This window comes from Clostridium sp. LS (assembly GCF_002760435.1).
GTDB lineage: Bacteria > Bacillota > Clostridia > Clostridiales > Clostridiaceae > Clostridium.
In genome coordinates this window covers 98605-114954 of sequence record NZ_AUUU01000006.1, presented here as the reverse complement: position 1 = coordinate 114954, position 16350 = coordinate 98605, and the positions used below count along the sequence as shown (strand labels likewise).

Genomic DNA, 16350 nt, shown 5'->3' with positions numbered 1-16350 from the left:
AGGAAAAAAATGAAGATAAAGTTAAAAATTATGTCAGTGGTATTAATATTAAGTTTTATGGTGACATTAATGGGATGTCAAAAAACAGAGCAAACAGCTACAAAGGATGGATTATTTCCTATAAGGGTAGTAACTCAAACAGGATTTAATGAAATCAATGTTGCTGATGAACTTGGATTCTTTAAGGAGGAAGGAATTAAAATTGAGTATACTGGAGTTTTAGGTCAAGGCGTTACTGAATTTCAGCTGGTTGAACAAGGGGTTAATGATGCATTTGTAGGAAGCCACCCACCATCAGTAGCTCAAGCAAGGCTTGCTGGGGTTAAAGTAAAGATAGTTGCGCCAGGAATGGTTGATAATCCTGATTTCCCACATGTTAGATATTTAGTGCAAAAAGACAGTCCAATAACGTCACTAAATCAAATTGTTGGGAAAAAGGTGGCGATATCAGCTACAGGCCCTTGTTTGGATGGATATTTAAAATATTACATGAAAAAAAATAATATTCAAGGGGATGTAGAATGGGTAACTCTTTCAAAACCTGGTCAAGAAGAACAATCATTAGATCAGGGATTAATTGAAGTTACAACGTCACATCCACCTTATGCAGGTAAGGAATTAGCTTCTGGAAATGCACGTCAAATTGCAACTAGCTGGGATATTTTACATTCACCAGGTGCAGGGCTTTCATGTAGAGGATTTACAGAGGATTTCATTCAAAAGCATCCTCAGCAAGTTCAAGGCTTTGTTAATGCTATGTACAAAGCAAGATTATGGATAAACTCACATCAGGATGAAGCAAAAAAAATAGTAGCTAAATATTTAAATTTAGAGCCAGATGATTTAAGTGTATTTTGGTATGATGATGAAAAAAATATAAATCCTGAGTACATCAAGGAATGGTATGATATTTCAGAAGAAATAGGGTTATGGAAACATGGAGATATTACAGAAGATGAGATATATACTAATGAATTCGTTCCAAAGGATTATAATCCAAAATAAGAGAGGTGTAAATATGGTTGTGAATGTTGTTCGAAGGGTAGGAAGTTGGATTTATAGTTATTTATCGATAGTAGCATTCTTGTTGTTATGGCAATTAGTATCAAATTTGGGTATAGTAAGCCCAATATTCTTGCCATCTTTTACTACTGTTTTTAAAGAATTAATAAGATTGATTGGAACTGGAGAATTATTAGGACATATAGGAATTAGTCTTTTTAGATCTTTAACAGGATTTTTTCTTGGATTGGCCTTTGCTATTCCTTTAGGTTTATTAATTGGATGGTTTAAGAAATTTGAAAGATTTATAGATCCTTTAATCCAGACATTTAGAAATCTTTCAGTACTTTCTATACTTCCGGTTTTCGTATTGATTTTTGGTATTGGAGAGGTATCGAAAATTGCAGTTATTTTTTGGGGAGTTTTGTGGTCAGTAATAATTAATACCATAGCTGGTGTTAAAAATGTTGATCCATTAATAATTAAAGGAGCGAGATCTATGGGGATTACTAATAGGGACTTGTTTTTAAAAGTAATTTTCCCAGGCGCGCTTCCATCAATATTCACAGGAATAAGAATAAGTGCAACTACATCAATTTTAGTTTTAATAGGAGCAGAAATGCTCGGAGCCAGCAAAGGGCTAGGATATGCACTATATTTCTATCAAGCTAATTTTAAAACTCCAGCAATGTATTCAGTAATTATTGTAATGGCAGTATTAGGCGTAATAATAAATTATATCTTAACGACTGTAGAAAAGAGGGCATTTAGCTGGAGAGAGGAAATACAAAAATAATTTTAATAAGGAGGTATGAAAATGAGTCGTATAGCAAAAAGTCTTACAGACTTAATTGGTAAAACACCATTATTGGAAATCACCAATTATAATAATGAAAAAAAACTTGGTGCTAAAATTTTAGCTAAACTTGAATATTTTAATCCAGGTGGAAGTGTAAAAGATAGAATTGCTTTTGCTATGATAAAATATGCTGAAGAAAACGGAATATTAAAAAAAGGCTCAGTAATTATAGAACCTACAAGTGGTAATACTGGTATTGCTCTTGCTTATATTGCAGCTGCTAAAGGATATAGGATTACTTTAACCATGCCTGAAACAATGAGCATTGAGAGAAGAAACTTACTAGAAGCCTTGGGAGCAGAAATTGTATTAACTCCAGGAGCAGAAGGTATGAGAGGTGCTATAAAAAAAGCAGAAGAGATAGCTTCTAATACGGAAAATTCTTTTATACCACAGCAATTTAAGAACTTTGCTAATCCTGATATGCATAAAAAAACTACGGCTATTGAGATATGGAAAGACACTGATGGACAAGTGGATATTGTTGTTGCAGGAGTTGGTACTGGAGGAACAATTACTGGCATTGGAGAAGGCTTAAAGTTTAGAAATCCAGCAATAAAGATCATTGCTGTAGAACCAGAAGCATCACCTGTTTTAAAAGGCGGAAAAGTGGGACCGCATAAAATACAGGGCATTGGAGCAGGATTTATCCCTGAAATTTATAATGGTGATGTTATTGATGAGATATATGATGTGAAAAATGAAGAAGCTTTTAATGCAGCTAGAGAAATAGCTAAAAGTGATGGACTAGTAGTAGGAATTTCATCTGGTGCGGCATTACATGCTGCAACTGAAATTGCAAAAAGAGAGGAGAATAAAGGTAAATTAATTGTTGTAATTTTACCTGATACAGGAGAAAGATACCTTTCAACTGAATTGTTTAGAAAAAATGAATAAATTATTGAAAAAGCTGACTGGAAAACCGGAGGTGAGATTTATAAATATATAAGTTTCACCTCTTTTTTAATTTGAAATTTGCAAGGAGGGATAATATGGATACTAATGTTAGAAATTCAGTATTAGGCACTAGGGAGGATAAACTTGGAACAATAATAACTTACAAAATTAATATAGGAAATAAGGAGAGATAGTTTATGGCAATCAATATTAATAGTTCTACTTTGGCAGCTAGAGAAGAACGACTTGGTTCTGTCACAGGTTATGTTGGAGATTTACATGACATTGTTGAAAAATCAAAGTGCGGGCAGTTAAAGGGAAAGGGTAGATGCTATTCACAAGCAAGTGCATGTTTGGCTGGTTGTGCAATATCGCAAATTTCTGGAATAAGAGATGTACTTGTAATAAATCATGCACCCGCAGGCTGTACTGCTCTAGCGCCTACAATAGAAGATACTGGTAGATTACTTGCAGAAAAAAGAGGTGTTGAGACAAATACCGCATTAGTAGGAACAGATTTAAATGAAAATGATACTGTATTTGGTGCAGGGGATTCACTAGTTGAAACAGCTCTAATTAGTTATGAAAGATACAAGCCAAAGGCAATTTTCATTACAACCTCTTGTGTATCAGGAATTATAGGTGAAGATATCGATAGTATTGTCGATGAAATTCAACAAAAGGTGCCTGTTCCTGTTGTAGCGGCCCATTGTGAAGGCTTTAAATCACGTATATGGGGATCTGGATTTGAAATTGCAGATCATGCTGTATTAAGGGCAATTGTTAAGCCTCCTAAGGAAAAACGCAATGTTATAAATTTTAAAAATTTCTGTGAAGGGCAACGAAAAGAGATAATTGATATATTTGCTAACTTTGGGGTAGAACCATTATTTTTATATAGGAACTCCACAATAGAAGAATTAAGCAGGTTATCTGAGTCTCTTGCAACGGTAAGTATATGTGGAAGTCTAAGTACTTATCTTGGAAATGGATTAGAACAAGAATATGGTGTGCCGTATGTTAATACTTTAAGTCCATCAGGAGTAATAGGGTTCGAAACTTGGTTAAGGGAAATTGGGAAAGTAATCAATAAAAGTGAAGCGGTTGAGAAATATATAAAGGAACAAAGAGATCTTTATATTTTTAAAATTGAAGAGATAAAGAAAAAATTAAAAGGTTTAAGGGTAGTTCTTGCTATGGGACCAGGTTTTGGGTTTGAGGTTGCCCGTGTAGCTCAAGAATTAGGATTAGAAATAGTATGGCATGCTTCATGGCATTATGATCAACGCCATGATAATGGAGAATTACCAGCTGCTGTTGATTATTTAGAAAAAAATATAACGGATAGCTACAACTTAAGTGTTACTGAATTACAAAATCATGAAATATTAAATATTTTAAACGAATATAAACCAGACTTATACTTATGTCGTCATCCTGGAAGTACAGTATGGGCCATTAAGCAAGGCGTTCCATCAATTTGTGTAGTTGATGAATATATGATGTTTGGTTACAAAAATACATTGAGCTTTGCACAAACAATTTTAAATACTGTAACAAATAGAAGCTTTGAAAAAAATTTAGCGGCTAGAGTTAAGCTGCCTTATACAAAGTGGTGGTTTGAACAAAATAATTACAAATTTTTTGAGGGAGTTGAACAGTAAGATGGCGAAAATTTTAGATCAACCAAGGTATAAATGTGCTTTAGGGGGAATTCAAACTGTACATGCAATAACAAGAACTATACCAATTCTTCACTCAGGGCCAGGATGTGCATCAAAAGTGTCAGAAAATATTGGTGGTTCAGGATACTTTTCACCACACATATTTCCTTGTACAGATATAAGTGAAAAGGAAGTTGTATTTGGAGGTGAGAATAAGCTTGAAAGTACTATAGAAAATGCATTGAAAGTAATAGATGCAGATTTATATGTAGTAATAACAGGGTGTACTCCGGAAATTGTTGGTGATGATGCTGGCGAAATTAGTAAGAAATTTGCAGCAGTTAATAAACCTGTAGTTTTTGCTTCAACACCTGGATTTAAAGGAAATAATTATCGCGGACATGAATGGGTTATAGAAGCAATAATAAATCAATATTTAAAGCCGGCAGATAAAATAGAAAAAGGGCTTGTGAATATTTGGGCTGGGGTTCCCCAACATGATCCTTTCTGGCTTGGAAATTTAAGAGCTTTAGAGAAGCTTGTTGCTAAGCTTGGTTTAAAACCAAATACTATTTTTGGCAATAAAAGAGGGCTTGAAAATATAAACAAAATTTCATCAGCTGAATTTAATTTGCTCGTATCACCTTGGGTGGATTTAGAAAATGTGAAGCTTTTAGAGCGTAAGTTTGGTACACCATTTTTACATTACCCTATACTTCCAATTGGTGCTGTTGAAAGTAGCAAGTTTTTAAGAAAGGTTGGAGAATTTGCTAATGTAGATAAAGAAATAGTAGAAAATATAATAAAGGAAGAAGAGGATGATTACTATTATTATATTGAACGTTTTGCAGATGTACTTCTTGAGACTAGATCTATGTCTAAAAGATTTGCAGTAGTATCAGATTCCCAATATTCATTAGCATTTACTAAATTTTTTGTTAATGATCTTGGATTAATACCAGCTAAACAGTATATTACTGATGATACACCAGATAAATACAGAGATAATATTGTTAATGAATTCAAAGAGCTTAGTGATAATATTAAGGCGGAAGTAGCTTTTGAAACAGATGGTTATATAATTCGTGAAGAAATAAAAAATGAAGATTTCTTTGGAATTCCGCTCATTGTAGGAAGCAGCTGGGAACATCGATTAGCTAAAGAGGTAGATGGCCATTATCTTAATATCTCATGGCCAATTAAAGAAAGACTCATAGTGAATAGTACTTATGTCGGATATGATGGTGGACTTAAGTTAATAGAAGATATTTATTCAGTTGTATTAAAAAGATTTAACTAGTTTTTGAAAGAAGGAAAAAATAGTGGGAAATTCAAGTTATAATTTTGACACATTAAAAGTAAAAGGAGGATATAATCCGAGTGAACATAATTATTCTGTACAAGTTCCTATTTATCAAACAGCATCTTATGAACCTGGCGGACCAGAAAAGGTAGACAATATAAGGACTCATAAAGAAACAGGATTTTTATATTCAAGGATGTCAAATCCAACTGCAGCCGTTCTTGAAAAGAGAATTGCTGAATTACATGGAGCTTCAGGAGCAATAGCAACTTCTTCTGGAGCTGCAGCAGTTTCATATGCGTTGTTAGCTATAGCTGAGGGTGGAGGAAGGATAATAACTACCAATCAATTATATGGTGGCACCCTTGGTACATTGATTTATTTGTTTTCGAAATTTGGTATTGAGGTAGATGTAGTTAATATTGATGCTGATATTGATGAATATGCAAAGGTAATTAAAGAAGATACAAAAGTGATATTTGTTGAATCTATAAGTAATCCTACTGTAATTCCAGTTGATATAGAGAAAATTTCTAAATTGGCTCATGATAATAATATTCCTCTTGTTGTTGATAATACTATAGCAACTCCATATTTATTAAATCCTTTTGAATTTGGTGCAGATATTGTTGTATATTCAGCTACTAAAGGTATAAGTGGTCATGGTAGTGCAATAGGAGGTCTAATTATTCAGGGAAAAGATACTAAGTGGACTGAAAATAAAAAATTTAACCAATTTCATGAGAAACGTTTTGCATTAAGAGATGATAAGGGAAGTGCACGAAATTTTTTAGAAGCATTTCCTGAAATTCCTTATTTGGCTAAAGTTAATACAGATTACGCTGTGCATTTAGGTGCATCATTAAGTTCATTTGATGCATATTTAATTCTTATAGGATTGGAAACTTTATCTGAAAGATTAAATAAAACAATAGCAAGCACAATTGATGTTATAAAGTATTTAGAGAAAAATGAAAATGTTGAATGGATAAGTTATCCTAGTCTAGAAAATGGCTCATATAAAGATTTAAGCAAAAAGTATTTTCCTAAAGGAGCTGGAGGAGTATTTGCCTTTGGAACTAAAGGAGATAAAGAAGAGGTATATAAATTTTTAAATTCATTGAAAATATTTAGCTACCAACTTAATATTGGCGATGCAAGATCTTTAGTAACTAATCCTCCAAAATCGACTCATTTTGGACTGACTGAGGAAGAGTTAATTAATGCTAAAGTACCTTTAAATACAATAAGAATTTCAATAGGTTTAGAAGATCCAACGGATTTGATTAAGGATTTAGAACAAGCTTTTCAAATTGCTTTTAATTAAAAATAAATATTATTGAATTGGGTGGAGGTATATGACAATAAAAAATGTAAAGTTATATTTTTATAAAATAACAATTGTTTTTGTTACAATAATATTATCATTATATTTTGCAAATTCTATAGCAGCAAAAGCAGAAGATTCAAAAAATGAAAGTATAAAATTAACAGGTTACTTAATTGATGAACATTGTTTTGAACATAAAAGTGATAATCCAGGAATGGATACGAAAGAATGTTTACAGATGGATGATTGTATAAAAGGGGGATATGGAATTGCTGTTCCTCAAAAGGATGGAAGTTATAAATTCTATTATTTTAATGGAAAGTTTTTTACTGATGTAAAAGCTTTGGATGGTACTGAAGGGCAAAAAACTGCGTATGATCTTATTGCTGCGTCAACAAAGAAAAATCATTTTGCCGTTGATGTTACAGGAAAGGTTGAAGAAACAGCTAAAGATTCAATCAATTTAAAAGGAGTAACCTATCCAGTTATTGATGTGACTAGTTTAAAAGAAGCAACAGATGAAGAAGCAGCTACTTTGCTTAAAACAACAAACAGCACTGATGCAAATAATGATAGTACTATGAAAGATATGCACAGTGATAAAAATAATGATAGCGCAATGAAGGATAGTAAAGTATCTCAAGATCAAAAAACTGGAAGTAGTATAACAATAATATATATAGCAGGAATACTGGCAGCATTTGTTGTAGTTACATTAATTTTAATAAAGATTAAAAAACAAAATAATAACAAATCTGCATGATAACATCTTTTTTGTTAGAGATATTGACAACAGTAATAAGTATTATTATAATTAAAATCATAGTAAACATATAGAGTAAATATGGTTTGCGATATATTTTATATAAGAAACGGTTGACTAGAAATCTAGAGGCTAAGTTTTTTCCTAAATAAAGGAAAAGCTTGCCTCTTATTTTTTATAAAATTAAATGAAATGGAGTGTTAATAATGAGTGAAAAAAATTTAAGGCAAGTAGCTATATATGGAAAAGGTGGAATAGGAAAATCAACAACAACACAAAACTTAACAGCAGGGTTGGCTGAACTTGGAAAAAATGTATTGGTTGTAGGTTGTGATCCTAAAGCAGATTCGACAAGATTATTACTAGGTGGATTAGCTCAAAGGACTGTATTAGATACATTGAGAGAAGAAGGTGAGGATATAGGATTAGACGCTGTTGTAAAAAATGGATTTAGAAATACTAAATGTGTTGAATCAGGTGGACCAGAACCAGGAGTAGGATGTGCAGGAAGAGGAATAATTACATCAATAGGTTTACTGGAAAGATTAGGAGCATATACGGAGGACTTAGATTATGTATTTTACGATGTACTAGGAGATGTAGTTTGCGGTGGATTTGCAATGCCAATAAGAGAAGGAAAAGCACAAGAAATATATATTGTAGCATCGGGAGAAATGATGGCATTATATGCAGCTAACAATATTTCGAAAGGTATTCAAAAGTATGCTAAAAAGGGAGGAGTAAGACTCGGAGGCATAATTTGTAACAGCAGAAATGTAGATGGAGAATTAGAATTATTAGAAGCTTTTGCAAAAGAACTTGGAACACAATTAATTCATTTTGTACCAAGAGATAATGTGGTACAAAGAGCAGAAATAAGAAAGAAAACAGTTATAGAATTTGAACCTGAGGCAAAGCAAGCAGATGAGTATAGAACATTAGCTAAAAAAATTGAAGGAAATCAGCTATTTGTAATACCAAATCCAATGACACAAGAAAGATTGGAAGAAATATTATCTGAATATGGTTTACTTGATGCATAATAGATGTATCTAATAGCAGATTACCTAATCCATAGAATTATACATTAGAAAAAATTATGCCAATCAAATATATGAATAAGGAGATGAAATATTAATGAGTTACAATATTGCAGTTGCTTCTACTGATGGAATAAACATTGATAAACACTTTGGATCTTCAGATTCCTTTTTTATAATAAAAGTAAATGATGATGGTACTTACGAAAATTTAGGAGAAAGAATTATATTGGATAATCAAAATAATGATATTAGTACAAGCTGTGGTGAATCTTCATGCGGGCATTCTTGCGGGGGGCACAATGATCCAGCTATACAAAGAAAAGCTGAGAATATTTTAGATTGTAAATGTGTGTTGTGCTTTAGATGCGGCCCTGGTTCAGAAAAGCAATTAGGGAAAAACAATATATCTGTCTTTGCAGTTAATATGAAAGTTGATGATGCTGTAAAGAAGATAATAAAATATTACAAAAAAATTGATGAGCATGAATCCTTAAAGGACATAAGAAAATAGTATTAAATAAAAAGTACATTCTCTTTATGAATATGAAGTACCTTGGTAAATAATTTTATTATATAAAGGAGTGATGAAATATGAGTAAGGTTGCTAGTAAATTAACTGAATTAGTTGGAAATACACCATTATTACAGTTAACTGATTATAACAAGGAAAAGAAAATAAGAGGTAATTTAATAGCAAAACTTGAATATTTTAATCCTTTAAGTTCAGTTAAAGATCGCATTGCTTTGGCAATGATTGAAGATGCTGAAAAAAAAGGATTATTAAATAAAGATACTGTAATTATTGAGCCTACTAGTGGTAATACGGGAATAGGATTAGCGTTTGTAGCAGCTGCAAAAGGATATCATATTATAATAACTATGCCTGAAAGCATGAGTGATGAGCGTAAAAAATTATTAAAGGCATTAAATGTAGAATTAATATTAACACCAGCAAAGGATGGAATGAAGGGAGCAATAAGAAAAGCAGAAGAGCTTTCCTTTCAAATTGAAAATTCATTTAATCCTCAGCAATTTGCTAATGAGGTAAATCCTAGAATCCATCAAGATACAACAGCAGTGGAAATTTGGAATGATTTAGATGGAAAAATAGCTGCTTTTGTTGCTGGAGTCGGTACGGGAGGAACAATTACAGGTGTTAGCGAAGCTCTAAAGGAAAAGAATCCCAATATAAAAATATTTGCTGTTGAACCTTATGATTCGGCTGCCTTGTCTGGAGGCACGCCAGGTCCACACAAAATCCAAGGAATAGGAGCAAACTTTATTCCAGAGCTAGTTAAATTTGAAAATATTGATGAAATATATAAGGTTAGAAATGAAGAAGCAATTGAAACAGCCCAAGATTTAGCTAGAACAGAAGGGCTTTTAGTTGGTTTTTCATCTGGAGCTGCAGCTTTTGCAGCCACTCAAATAGCTAAACGACCAGAATTTGAAGGAAAGAATATAGTCGTTTTGTTGCCTGATACAGGGGAGAGATATCTCTCTACGGACCTTTATGATAGAATAGATAAAATTGAATTTTAACTTAGAAAATATAAGCTGGCCAAATGGCAGATTGGAGGAAATATGAGCAATTTTGTTGAAAGACCGCGGTATACATGTGCGCTAGGAGGCGCATTATCTACACTTAGAGCTATTCCTAGAGCAATACCTATTATACATGCATCTTCTGGCTGTGGACACAATTTGAATAATGCAACTAATGCAGGTTCAGCATATTTAGGTGGAGGATATTGTGGAGCAACCTCTTTGCCAAGTACAAATGTAACCGAAAAACATATTGTCTTTGGAGGAGAAGAAAGGTTAAAGGAACAGATACAAAGTACTCTTGAAGTAATGGATGGAGATTTGTATGTTGTAGTAACAGGTTGTATGGTAGAAATGATTGGCGATGACGTAGTGGCAGTTGTAAAAGATTTTGGCGAAGTAGAAAAGCCAGTTATTGTTGTTCCGACGCCAAGCTTTAAAGGAAATTCATACTACGGATATGACCTTCTTTTAGAAGGGCTAATAAAGCAATATATTAAACCACAGGAAGAAAAGATTAAGAAACAAGTTAATATTCTAGGAATCGTACCAGGACAAGATGTATTTTGGAAAGGTAATTTAAAAGAAATCAAGCGTATTTTAGGGCTTATTGGTATTAAAGCAAATACTTTATTTGGAGAAGGAGAAACCCTAGATGATATTAAGGAATCAGCTGGTGCAAGTTTAAACATAGTTCTTTCCGATATATATGGAAAAAAGGCGGCAGAAAGCTATAAAGAAACTCATAATATTCCATATATAACAACGCAACTTCCAATTGGATATATTCAAACAGAAAAATTCGTTAGAATAGTAGGTAAATATTTTAATATATCCAAAAGAGTAATTGATAAAGCACTAGAAAATGAAAGAAATATTTACTACGACTATTTTGAAAGATTTCTTGATATATACACAGATGCCGATTTACAAAGATATTCCATTATAGTTGGAGATGCAAATTATGCACCGGCTTTAGCACGTTTTGTATCAGATGAATTAGGCTGGCTTCCAGAGTTGGCTGTTATTACTGATTTATTAAATGATAGCGAAAAAAATAAAATTTCAGAGCAATTTAAAGGATTTGAATCAGGATTAGAACCAACAGTTAAATTCGACAGTAATACAAGTTCGGTTAAAAGATATTTAAGAGAAGTGTGGGAGCCGAATAATAATCAAAGATATTACGATTCTATGACACCAATTGTTGTTATAGGAAGCGTATATGAAAAAGATTTAGCAGCTAGTATTAATTCGCCATTGGTTACAGTTTCATATCCCATAACCAATAGAATTGTTTTAAATAGATCCTATATTGGGTTTAATGGCGGATTAACTCTAACTGAGGATATATTGAGTTCGTTAGTTACAGGTAGATAGGAGGGAAGATGTATGAAAATCGAATTAAGTACAACAGCACCAGCTCGTGAAGAAAGATTAAAAGCAGGAATAGCATATGGTGGAACATGTAAAGAATTGCAAAATTGCTTGAGTAAAGGATGTTTAAATGGTTCAAACCGTAGTTTTTCTCAGACATATGGGTGTCAGCATGGTTTAAGCCTTGGAATTCTAAATACATTACGAAATGCTGTTGTTGTAATGCATTCACCATTAGGCTGTGGTGCTTCAACGACAGGTTCATCAGGGCAAGGGGCTGGATTTAAGCGCTTAAGGGACCCTAAATCTGAAGGAACAATATGGCTAAGTACTAATTTAGATGAGTCAGACGTAATAAACGGAGGAGAAGAAAAATTAAGAGAAACAATTATATATGCTGATAAAGAATTTAGACCAGAAATAATTATTGCTGTAAGCGGCTGCGTTCCAGCCTTAATTGGAGATGATATTGATGGCATATTGGCTCATCTGCAAACAGAAGTTGCGGCTACACTAATTCCTGTTACATGTGAAGGCTTTAAAACAAAAGTAATGGCTACAGCATATGATTCAGCATATAATGGTATAATGAAAAAACTTCTTAAAGGCGTCGGCAGAGAAAAAAGATTAGTAGAAGACGATTTTGAAGAAATAAAGAGGAAGTATTTATTAAGCAAGCATGTAAACATACTAAATGTTGGTTCCATGAGTAGAGCTGATGAACTTGAGTTAGAGAGACTATTAAATGCAATTGGATTAAACGTAACTTTTTTACCTTGTTATTCAGCACCAAAGGATTTTGCCTATTCTTTAGAAAATTCTTTAAATGTCAGCATATGTGGAACTCATGATGACTATTTTATTAAATATTTAGAACAAGAATTTGGAATTCCTTTTATTATTGATACTATTCCAATTGGAAGAAAGAATACAGCGCGTTGGGTACTTAATATTGCTAAGCATTTTAATTTAGAAAAAGAGGCAACAGTTTTCTTGAAAAAGGAAGATGAATTACTGGATAAAAGTCTTGAACCATATAGAAAGAATCTACAAGGTAAAAAAGTGTATTTAGGTGGGGGTGCAATAAGAATAGTTGCTACAGCTGAAGTAATGCAGGATTTAGGGTTAGAGATAGTGGGGTTAAAAGGACACCATATTGATGAATTTATTGAACCGACCTTTGAAGCACTTAAGAATATTGAGGATGTAGTATTTAGTGTAGCGACTCAGCAGCCTTTTGAACAGGTTAATATTGTTAATAAATTAAAGCCAGATGTGATTGTAATTCATGCTGGGATTAATAACGTTACTGCAAAGCAAGGATTACCTATACTCCCTTTATTTGGACCTACTAATATTTATATGGGATACGCAGGTGTATTTGAAATTGCTAGAAGGCTAAATAGAAAAATTAAAAATAACCAATTTAATAAGAATATTTCAAAATATAAGCCGCTTCCTTATAAGAAAGAATGGTATGAGAAGGATCCATTCACTTATATCCGAGAAGAATAATATTATGATGGGAAATAGATAATAGTAGGGCTTTTGCAATAATTATGAATTTAATCTATTATCTGAATTTTAGTTCTTAATCATAATTGTTTTATAAAGGGAGGAGAAAAATGGCTATATTATATTCATATAGGGATGGTGAGTACATTAAGCTAAGCGATATTAATTATGAAGAAGATAAGGAAATACCAGAAAGTATTTATATTAATTTAACGAATAAATGCCCTTGCGCTTGTTCCTTTTGTATTAGAAGTTCTGATAAAATAAAAGAATTTGATGATTTATGGCTCAAGGTTGAACCTACTGTGCAAGAAGTTATAAATGAATTTGAAAAACATGATTTATCTAAATATAAAGAAGTAGTATTTTGTGGATATGGAGAGCCATTAACACGTTTAGAAGAAGTGCTTGAAATCTCAAATTATTTAAAAGAAAGAAAAGATATAAAAATAAGAATTAATACAAATGGATTAGGCGATCTAATAAATGGAAAAGAAATTGCACCTTTACTAGCACCTAATATAGATAATGTATCTATAAGTTTAAACGCATCAAATCCTGAAGAGTATTTGAAAATTACTAAAAGCAAATTTGGAATTAAGTCACATGAAGCCTTGCTAAAGTTCGCATTGAGCTGCCAGAAGCATATGAAAAACGTAGCGCTAACAGTCGTAGATGTTATCGGAGAAGATGAAGTTAATAAATGCAGAGAACTTTGCAAAAAGAATAATCTGAATCTAAAAGTTAGAAAATTCGTATAAATTTAATAAGAATTAAATTCAAGTATTGACACAATTATGAAAGAAGAGTATTATATAAGTATAGTAAACATATATGTTTAATTTTAAAAAGTATAATAGATATATTAATTAACATAAACTGACTAGAAAGCTAGAGGTTTAGGATTCCATTTTTATGATGAAATTCTAAGTCTCTTTTTTTTATTAAATAACACTATGATGTGCTTATTATGACATTTTGAAAGGAAGGTGAGAAAATGAAAAACATAAGGAGTTTTTTTTACCGTATCGGAAGCATTAAAAGTAGATGCATTGAAGCTGTTAATAATTAATTTGAAAATAATAATAAATCCATAATTATTGTTAGCTTACAGTAAACAATAATTATGGATTATGATATAACTTATACACTTATCATAAAATTTTTAGCAAATTCTGCTTCATTAACACAATCTACAATAGTCATATCATTTTCTTCGGTTATAGCTTGTATATAAAGTGGTTCAGTAATAACTAATACTTCTTTTTCGTGTTCATATGCCTTGTTTTCATAGTGAGCATATAAATCAAAGCACTTATAATCTTTTAATCTTATAATTACCCTAGAAAAGAAAGAATTATCATTTGGTTTATAATAATGGTTTACATTATAACCATCACGTTTTAAATAATTAAAAACATATTCATCAATAAAAGATTTTTGGGAAAATCTCTTTGCTATTTTTATATTTTTTGAAAAAGACATAATTTTAGTAGGATGATATTTATTTATATCATTTCCAATTTTTAACACGAAATTGGGTACGAATATTCCTCTATAAATTTCACATTCTAATATTTGGGAGTTATCTTCAATTACTTCAATTAGTTTATCTGTAGCAAAAACTCCTTCAACATAAGAGTCTAAAATTAATTTTTCATAAGGAGTACACATACATACTCAACTCCTTTTCTTAAAATTTAAGGTATATATTAGTATATGAGGTGAATTACCATTTATGTATTCGTTATCATAATTATACAATTTTTTTTATATAAATGTCAATTCTAATTTAAAATATTACCTGAGAAGTGATATAATTGTATTAAAAAGGAGATAATTATGATAAATATGAGGGACAGATTTATTGGATGCTTACTAGGAGGGGGCATCGGGGATGCACTTGGTTTTCCAGTAGAATTTATGAAATTATTTGAAATACATTGGACATATGGAAAAACTGGTATAGAGGATCTGAAATTAGACATTATTTCAAAGAAAGCTCAAATCTCTGATGATACTCAAATGACACTATTTACTATTGAAGGTATACTAGATTATGAATATACAAGTAGGTTTGCAAAGGAAAAAAATATCCAAAAGAGTATATTTCACTCATACATGAGATGGCTATATACTCAAGGATGCACCATTTCAAAGGAATATAATTATTTAATGAATGAAAATGATTCAAGGCTATTAAAGTATAATCAATTATATGACCAGAGGTTTCCTGGTAATAGCTGCATTACAGCTCTGCAAAAGAGTAAAAATGATAAATTTGGGACTTTAGAGAATGTGATAAATAACAGTAAAGGCTGTGGCGGGGTGATGAGAGCTGCACCAGCAGGATTATATTATGTATATAGAAAGAAAGATGCTTTTAACCTGGGATGTGAGTTAGCCGCAATTACACATGGACATCCTACAGGATATCTATCCTCAGGAGCACTTTCAAGTATAATTTCAGATTTGTGTCTTGATGTACCACTAGATAAAGCTGTTTTAAATTCAATACAAACATTAAAAACTATGGGATATAGTCAAGAAACTATACAGGCGTTAAATAAAGCTGCATTGCTGGCTAAGGAAGGAGATCCAAGCTCTAAAAAACTTTCACAATTGGGCGAAGGATGGATTGCAGAGGAGGCATTAGCGATTGCAGTTTATTGTGCACTATCATATCCAGAAGATTTTAAAATGGCATTGAAATTAGCAGTGAACCATGATGGAGATAGTGATAGTACAGGAGCTATTTGTGGAAATATAATGGGAGCAAAATTAGGGGTGAGCTCAATACCTGAGGAATGGATTGCTAAACTTGAGTTAGCGGATTTAATTAATGAAATGGCTAAAGAGCTTTTTAGCGTTGCAAGAAAATAAAAATTTATAAAGTTATTATTTTATTATTAGATAGAAAGAATGATTAGTTTTGTTACATATAAGCCGATGAAGGCATGAGTTAAGTTCAATATTAATTCATGTCTTTTTAGTATGAAAAAATCCTGTAAATTAGCTTTGATGTCTTAACAAACTAAAGCTAAATTTGGTA

The 16350-nt window shown here is 32.0% G+C and carries 15 protein-coding genes; 14 read left to right on the top strand and 1 reads right to left on the bottom strand.

The window, feature by feature from the left end; genetic code table 11:
* The first annotated feature begins 9 nt into the window (after positions 1 to 9).
* The 13 genes from COL3_RS01520 (at position 10) to COL3_RS01460 (ending at position 14059) form a co-directional block, all read left to right on the top strand.
* Positions 10 to 1005: an ABC transporter substrate-binding protein gene (locus COL3_RS01520; protein ID WP_008425100.1), complete on the top strand. Its 996-nt coding sequence runs from the start codon at positions 10 to 12 to the stop codon at positions 1003 to 1005.
* Between the two features lie 13 nt (positions 1006 to 1018).
* Complete coding sequence (locus COL3_RS01515) at positions 1019 to 1798, top strand: ABC transporter permease (RefSeq protein WP_008425098.1); 780 nt, start codon at positions 1019 to 1021, stop codon at positions 1796 to 1798.
* Positions 1799 to 1819: 21 nt separating this feature from the next.
* On the top strand, positions 1820 to 2758 hold the full coding sequence (gene cysK / locus COL3_RS01510) for a cysteine synthase A (protein WP_008425097.1): 939 nt from the start codon (positions 1820 to 1822) through the stop codon (positions 2756 to 2758).
* Between the two features lie 197 nt (positions 2759 to 2955).
* Complete coding sequence (locus COL3_RS01505) at positions 2956 to 4422, top strand: nitrogenase component 1 (RefSeq protein WP_008425094.1); 1467 nt, start codon at positions 2956 to 2958, stop codon at positions 4420 to 4422.
* A gap of 1 nt (position 4423) precedes the next feature.
* Complete coding sequence (locus tag COL3_RS01500; RefSeq protein WP_008425092.1) at positions 4424 to 5722, top strand: nitrogenase component 1; 1299 nt, start codon at positions 4424 to 4426, stop codon at positions 5720 to 5722.
* 22 nt (positions 5723 to 5744) lie between these two features.
* On the top strand, positions 5745 to 7052 hold the full coding sequence (locus COL3_RS01495) for an aminotransferase class I/II-fold pyridoxal phosphate-dependent enzyme (protein ID WP_008425091.1): 1308 nt from the start codon (positions 5745 to 5747) through the stop codon (positions 7050 to 7052).
* 31 nt (positions 7053 to 7083) lie between these two features.
* Positions 7084 to 7818 (top strand): hypothetical protein, encoded by a 735-nt coding sequence (locus tag COL3_RS01490; protein WP_008425089.1) that lies wholly within the window; start codon positions 7084 to 7086, stop codon positions 7816 to 7818.
* 206 nt (positions 7819 to 8024) lie between these two features.
* Positions 8025 to 8861 carry a nitrogenase iron protein gene (gene nifH / locus COL3_RS01485; protein WP_008425087.1) on the top strand — a complete coding sequence of 279 codons (837 nt, stop codon included), beginning with the start codon at positions 8025 to 8027 and terminating at the stop codon, positions 8859 to 8861.
* Between the two features lie 94 nt (positions 8862 to 8955).
* Positions 8956 to 9372 carry a NifB/NifX family molybdenum-iron cluster-binding protein gene (locus COL3_RS01480; RefSeq protein ID WP_008425085.1) on the top strand — a complete coding sequence of 139 codons (417 nt, stop codon included), beginning with the start codon at positions 8956 to 8958 and terminating at the stop codon, positions 9370 to 9372.
* A gap of 80 nt (positions 9373 to 9452) precedes the next feature.
* Positions 9453 to 10403: a cysteine synthase A gene (gene cysK, locus COL3_RS01475; protein ID WP_008425083.1), complete on the top strand. Its 951-nt coding sequence runs from the start codon at positions 9453 to 9455 to the stop codon at positions 10401 to 10403.
* A gap of 42 nt (positions 10404 to 10445) precedes the next feature.
* A complete protein-coding gene (locus COL3_RS01470) occupies positions 10446 to 11786 on the top strand; it encodes a nitrogenase component 1 (protein ID WP_008425082.1) in 1341 nt (446 codons plus the stop codon).
* A 12-nt stretch (positions 11787 to 11798) separates the two neighbouring features.
* Positions 11799 to 13298 (top strand): nitrogenase component 1, encoded by a 1500-nt coding sequence (locus tag COL3_RS01465; protein ID WP_008425080.1) that lies wholly within the window; start codon positions 11799 to 11801, stop codon positions 13296 to 13298.
* 110 nt (positions 13299 to 13408) lie between these two features.
* Positions 13409 to 14059 (top strand): TatD family nuclease-associated radical SAM protein, encoded by a 651-nt coding sequence (locus COL3_RS01460; protein ID WP_008425078.1) that lies wholly within the window; start codon positions 13409 to 13411, stop codon positions 14057 to 14059.
* Between the two features lie 382 nt (positions 14060 to 14441).
* Here the strand turns inward: COL3_RS01460 and COL3_RS28495 are convergent, their stop codons facing one another.
* On the bottom strand, positions 14442 to 14972 hold the full coding sequence (locus COL3_RS28495; RefSeq protein WP_008425076.1) for a hypothetical protein: 531 nt from the start codon (positions 14970 to 14972) through the stop codon (positions 14442 to 14444).
* Between the two features lie 168 nt (positions 14973 to 15140).
* Here COL3_RS28495 and COL3_RS01450 point away from each other — a divergent pair, with 168 nt between their 5' ends.
* Entirely contained in the window at positions 15141 to 16181 is a 1041-nt protein-coding gene (locus COL3_RS01450; protein ID WP_008425075.1) for an ADP-ribosylglycohydrolase family protein, read from the top strand.
* Positions 16182 to 16350 lie beyond the last annotated feature (169 nt).

What these genes read in the sequence shown, in the direction of transcription:
- cysK (WP_008425083.1), top strand. Translation starts at nt 9,453, where the DNA reads ATGAGTAAGGTTGCTAGTAAATTAACTGAATTAGTTGGAAATACACCA.
- nifH (WP_008425087.1), top strand. Translation starts at nt 8,025, where the DNA reads ATGAGTGAAAAAAATTTAAGGCAAGTAGCTATATATGGAAAAGGTGGA.
- COL3_RS01480 (WP_008425085.1), top strand. Translation starts at nt 8,956, where the DNA reads ATGAGTTACAATATTGCAGTTGCTTCTACTGATGGAATAAACATTGAT.
- COL3_RS01515 (WP_008425098.1), top strand. Translation starts at nt 1,019, where the DNA reads ATGGTTGTGAATGTTGTTCGAAGGGTAGGAAGTTGGATTTATAGTTAT.
- COL3_RS01470 (WP_008425082.1), top strand. Translation starts at nt 10,446, where the DNA reads ATGAGCAATTTTGTTGAAAGACCGCGGTATACATGTGCGCTAGGAGGC.
- COL3_RS01460 (WP_008425078.1), top strand. Translation starts at nt 13,409, where the DNA reads ATGGCTATATTATATTCATATAGGGATGGTGAGTACATTAAGCTAAGC.
- COL3_RS28495 (WP_008425076.1), bottom strand. Translation starts at nt 14,972, where the DNA reads ATGTGTACTCCTTATGAAAAATTAATTTTAGACTCTTATGTTGAAGGA.
- COL3_RS01505 (WP_008425094.1), top strand. Translation starts at nt 2,956, where the DNA reads ATGGCAATCAATATTAATAGTTCTACTTTGGCAGCTAGAGAAGAACGA.
- COL3_RS01465 (WP_008425080.1), top strand. Translation starts at nt 11,799, where the DNA reads ATGAAAATCGAATTAAGTACAACAGCACCAGCTCGTGAAGAAAGATTA.
- COL3_RS01520 (WP_008425100.1), top strand. Translation starts at nt 10, where the DNA reads ATGAAGATAAAGTTAAAAATTATGTCAGTGGTATTAATATTAAGTTTT.
- COL3_RS01500 (WP_008425092.1), top strand. Translation starts at nt 4,424, where the DNA reads ATGGCGAAAATTTTAGATCAACCAAGGTATAAATGTGCTTTAGGGGGA.
- COL3_RS01450 (WP_008425075.1), top strand. Translation starts at nt 15,141, where the DNA reads ATGATAAATATGAGGGACAGATTTATTGGATGCTTACTAGGAGGGGGC.
- cysK (WP_008425097.1), top strand. Translation starts at nt 1,820, where the DNA reads ATGAGTCGTATAGCAAAAAGTCTTACAGACTTAATTGGTAAAACACCA.
- COL3_RS01490 (WP_008425089.1), top strand. Translation starts at nt 7,084, where the DNA reads ATGACAATAAAAAATGTAAAGTTATATTTTTATAAAATAACAATTGTT.